9 protein-coding genes are annotated in these 3,950 nt (G+C 66.5%); all 9 read left to right on the forward strand.

The genetic code is table 11. The annotated features are described in order from the left end of the window. On the forward strand, nucleotides 1-200 hold a 200-nt coding region (locus ACOVRJ_RS16400), incomplete at its 5' end, for a hypothetical protein (RefSeq protein WP_422044907.1). After that, the gene (locus tag ACOVRJ_RS16405; RefSeq protein ID WP_422044908.1) at nucleotides 197-670 is read left to right on the forward strand and encodes a hypothetical protein; all 474 of its coding nucleotides are present in this window, start codon (nucleotides 197-199) and stop codon (nucleotides 668-670) included. The genes ACOVRJ_RS16400 and ACOVRJ_RS16405, both read left to right, overlap by 4 nt. Before the next feature lie 239 nt (nucleotides 671-909). Next, nucleotides 910-1,059, forward strand: a complete 150-nt coding sequence (locus ACOVRJ_RS16410; protein WP_422044909.1) for a hypothetical protein — start codon at nucleotides 910-912, stop codon at nucleotides 1,057-1,059. Beyond that, the gene (locus ACOVRJ_RS16415; RefSeq protein WP_422044910.1) at nucleotides 1,056-1,475 is read left to right on the forward strand and encodes a hypothetical protein; all 420 of its coding nucleotides are present in this window, start codon (nucleotides 1,056-1,058) and stop codon (nucleotides 1,473-1,475) included. The genes ACOVRJ_RS16410 and ACOVRJ_RS16415 overlap by 4 nt, the downstream gene beginning before the upstream one ends. Before the next feature lie 281 nt (nucleotides 1,476-1,756). Then, on the forward strand, nucleotides 1,757-2,080 hold the full coding sequence (locus ACOVRJ_RS16420; protein ID WP_422044911.1) for a hypothetical protein: 324 nt from the start codon (nucleotides 1,757-1,759) through the stop codon (nucleotides 2,078-2,080). Then, nucleotides 2,070-2,357 carry a hypothetical protein gene (locus ACOVRJ_RS16425; RefSeq protein ID WP_422044912.1) on the forward strand — a complete coding sequence of 96 codons (288 nt, stop codon included), beginning with the start codon at nucleotides 2,070-2,072 and terminating at the stop codon, nucleotides 2,355-2,357. Before ACOVRJ_RS16420 ends, ACOVRJ_RS16425 begins: the two co-directional genes overlap by 11 nt. Next, entirely contained in the window at nucleotides 2,354-2,632 is a 279-nt protein-coding gene (locus tag ACOVRJ_RS16430; RefSeq protein ID WP_422044913.1) for a hypothetical protein, read from the forward strand. The genes ACOVRJ_RS16425 and ACOVRJ_RS16430 overlap by 4 nt, the downstream gene beginning before the upstream one ends. Further along, nucleotides 2,629-3,144: a lysozyme gene (locus tag ACOVRJ_RS16435; protein ID WP_422044914.1), complete on the forward strand. Its 516-nt coding sequence runs from the start codon at nucleotides 2,629-2,631 to the stop codon at nucleotides 3,142-3,144. The genes ACOVRJ_RS16430 and ACOVRJ_RS16435 overlap by 4 nt, the downstream gene beginning before the upstream one ends. 372 nt (nucleotides 3,145-3,516) lie before the next feature. Continuing rightward, entirely contained in the window at nucleotides 3,517-3,786 is a 270-nt protein-coding gene (locus ACOVRJ_RS16440) for a hypothetical protein (RefSeq protein WP_422044915.1), read from the forward strand. The last annotated feature ends 164 nt before the right edge of the window (nucleotides 3,787-3,950 follow it).

Here is a 3,950-nt window from a genome sequence, read left to right on the forward strand (position 1 = left end):
CGGCCACGGTGTTCGCGCCGGCATACCTGCCCGTGGTCAACGGCATGTCCAAGGACTGCCGCGCCTGGGCAGTCCATCCGGCCGAAGACCCCGCTACCGAGTCGATCCCCGGCCGCGAAGGCTGGCGCTGCCTCGGCTGCCGGCACATCCCACAAGACCCGAGCGTGATCGAGCGCGCCAAGCAAGCGGAGGTCGCATGATCCTCGCAATCGACCCCGGCCCGACTGAGTGCGGATGGGCCCTGCTGAGTGGCCGGCGCCTGCTGGAGTCTGGAGTCCTCGGGCTGCACGAGATGCTGGCCGCGCTGCGAGGCACCTGCACATCGCCCGAGACGCGCGTCGCAGTCGAGATGATCGCGTCCTACGGCATGCCGGTAGGCGCCGAAGTCTTTCAGACCTGCGTCAACATCGGCCGAATGGTCGAGACGTGCGCCGAGCGCGGGCGCGAAGTGCAGCTGGTGACCCGACACGCGGTGAAGATGCACCTGTGCGGCAACACGCGAGCCAAGGACAGCAACATCCGCCAGGCCTTGATCGACCTGCTGGGGCCGCCCGGCACGAAGGCTGCGCCCGGCCCGACCTACGGCGTCAAGTCGCACGCATGGCCCGCGCTGGCCGTCGCTGTGACCGTCGCAGGCCTGCAGCCGGAGGGAATCACCCGTGCAGCCTGACAAGCAGCAGCACAAGCAGTGCCCATTCTGCGGCGCACACGGTCTTTTTGTTCTGCAGGAGCCGCGATGGGGATCTGTCCAGTGCAGTGATTGCGAGGCGCGCGGCCCAGAGGTCCGGGTTCAAACGTGCCGGGCGATCCAGTATCCCGGCCGGCCGCCTATCAACCCCGACAACACCGGCCCCGAAGAGTGGGCAGCCGACGCCGAGGCTCGCGCTTGGGCGGCATGGAATAAGCGACATGAAGCCTGACCAGCCCGATCTATTCGCCCCCAAGCCGCAGCCCGTCGAGCCTCGCCTCGGCGACTGCTTCCTCTGCTGCGGCGAGCGCATGTGCGACCACCCCGAACTCTGCTACCCGCCCCAACTGCCCGAGGAACGCCGCCTATGACCGCAATCAACACCTTCGGCGCCTACGTCGAGACGCGCCTCGCCGCTTGGGGCCGGGAGTTCGCCCTGCACCGCGACTGCGAGTATCTCGGGCACCAGAGCAAGAACATGCTCCAAGTGCTGATCGAGCATCACGGGGAGATGCCGCCGCGGCCGACCGGCTACAAGCCGCTGGAAGTCGACCAAGAGGCGTTTCAGGTCGAGGTCATGATCAGCGAGCTGGGCATCACTCGGCCCAAGGCGGCCAACGTCCTGCGGGCATGGTACGCGGGCCGCGGTCGGGTGCAGGTCGAGCGGCTGGAGACGGCATGCGAGCTGATCGGGCACAAGATCTCCCGCGCGCAGTATCGGGCGCTGCACGACATCGGATTCGCGCACGTCGAAGGACAGTTCATGGCGCTGGCACGCGCCGCTTGACGTGGCAGCCGTAGGGTGCTGAAATTGCGGCACGCTGGCGGAATTGCCGGTGAATCAATCCCAAGAAGCCCTGCCATCCGGCGGGGCTTTTTCGTTTCTGCAGCCATGGCGCACAAAGCGCCACCCGCTGGCCGGCGAGTGCGGGCCGACTTCACGGACAACCCCGGCAGCCGGGGCGCGGGCCTCCCGCGTCTGCGGACTGGTTTCGACTGCTGTCCCGTTTCCTCTGCAGTCGGCCTAAGTCTCCACCTGCGTGACCCGGCAAACATTCGAGATCGCCCATGGATTACCTCACGCTGGCATTCGCTGTTGTTTCCGGCGCAGCTTCTGGCGGCGTCACTGTCGCCATCTGGGTGCTCAAGGCGCAAAAGCGAATCCACGGCCTGGAGCTTCGGATCCAGCGGCAAGAGGACAAGGCAGTCCAAGAGCCAAGGTTCGAGAAGGAGATGCGCGATCTTCGATCCTTCATCGCCGACCTTTTCCACGAGCTTGAGCAGGACTTGGAGCCCTTCAAGCAGGCCGTCACGATCCTTGCCGATCGCGAGGGCCTGAACGTCACTGACTACAAGCGCGTCAACGCACGGCTCAAGCCGCGTGCCGACTGACCGCCATGAAGACCTTGCCAGCCTGCTGAAAGCGCTGCGGGGCACAAACACAACGACAGTCCAGATCAACGCCGGCGGCGTTGGGGTCTGGCTGTGCACCACTGCGCTGGCCATCGTCTGCGCGCTTGCCATCGTCGGGGCTTTCCTGTCCCGCGAAGAGGCGAGCCGACGCGACGCGGAGATCCGCGAACTGCGGGCCGAGGTCAAAGCGCTGAACGACTACCTCGCGGCGATCTACATGCAGGCGCCGCACTTGCGGCCAAAGGCTGACGAATGACCAGCAAGCGCCCGATCATCATCATCACCCCGCCGCCGGTGAACTCCCGCATTTATGCGAGCGAGCGCCAGGCCAACACCGATCGCAAGTTCGGCAGCGGCAGCAGCTACTACCTCGCGCACTTGGACGACGGCGGCACCGTTCGCCCGCTGCTGTTCACCGAAGACCAGATCGCCGTTGCCCTTGATCGTGCTGCCAACAATCCCGAGGACGTGGCACCGGCCGCGCGGCTGCCGTTCTCGCTGTGGCTGCGCAAACGCTTGGGCCTGCTGTGAAAGGCACAACGAAGGTCATAGGCGGCGGCGCGGCTGCCGTCATTCTCGGCGCATCCGCTCTGCTTGTGACGCAAGAGGGGCTTGTACTGAGCACCTACGCTGACCCCGTATGGGGCGAGCGTGTGCCCACTGCATGCGTCGGCGAGACCGGTTCGCATATCCGCATGGGCCAAACCTTCACGCGCGAGCAGTGCATGCAGATGCTCGGCCGCCGCGTCGAGCTGTCGTGGTCGCGCATCGAGCGCTGCCTGCATCGGCCGGTGCCGGTCAACGTGGCGGTATCGCTGGTCGATCTTGGATACAACGTCGGCGAGCAAGCCGTCTGCAGCAGCACGATGGTTCGCCAGATCAACAGCGGCGAGCCGCCCGCGGTCTACTGCGAGCAGTTCCGCCGCTGGGTCTTTGTGGGCGGGCGAGACTGCCGCGACCCGAGCAACAACTGCCGAGGCATAGTGACGCGCCGCGAGCACGCGCGCGCGCTGTGCTTGGGTCAAACGCCCGTGCCGGGCTAACTGGAGGCCACATGCGCTACCTGATCCCCCTGACGCTGCTGGCCCTTGCTGGCTGCGCGAGCACGCCGGATGCCAATTACTCGGCCTACATCGAAGCCAACGCCCGCGCTCAGCAGCAGCAGGCCGCGCAGCTGGCGACGATCGCCGATGCTGACGCCTGCAACGGCGACGCCACCTGCGTCGTGGCAGCCAAGGCATTCGCCGCAATGGCGGTGCAGGGCGCTGCCAGCCGGCAGGGCGTGAGCCAGTACGTGCGCCAGCGAGGTGCCGCCGAGAACGTCGGGCTGGCGCTGCTGGGCGCGCTGCCTGCGTTGGGTCAGACGTATGCCGCGATCGACGCCGGCATTCGGCGCGCTGCCACCGAGTACGTATGTGGGCGGCGACCTGATCAGCGGAACGCAGCACATCGGCGACACCGTGGGTCGCGACCAGATCAGCGGCAGTCAGCACCTGGGCGACTGGCGCACCGGCGACAACATCGCCCGCGACACCATCGGCCGCGACCGGACGGACTACGGCAACGGCAACCGACTGGACTCGCCCGGCCCGTTCGACTTGAACGACGTTGGCAACCGCGGCAACCGATGCACAGGCATGGACTGTCAGACGGTTAACCCGCCTGATCCTGAGCCGGAAGAGTGAGTGACCTTCACATGCGCAACCTGCACGCACTGGCAGCCCGATCGCTACAGGTGCGGGAGACAGACAAGTGAGCATCCTTGCATTCCTGTCTGGGGATGGGACGGCGCGCGCTGCATGGATCACAGCGGGCGTGCTGGGCTCGACCCTGCTGCTGAGCTTGAGCG

The organism is Roseateles sp. (assembly GCF_049240545.1).
Classification (GTDB): Bacteria; Pseudomonadota; Gammaproteobacteria; order Burkholderiales; family Burkholderiaceae_C; genus Paucibacter_A.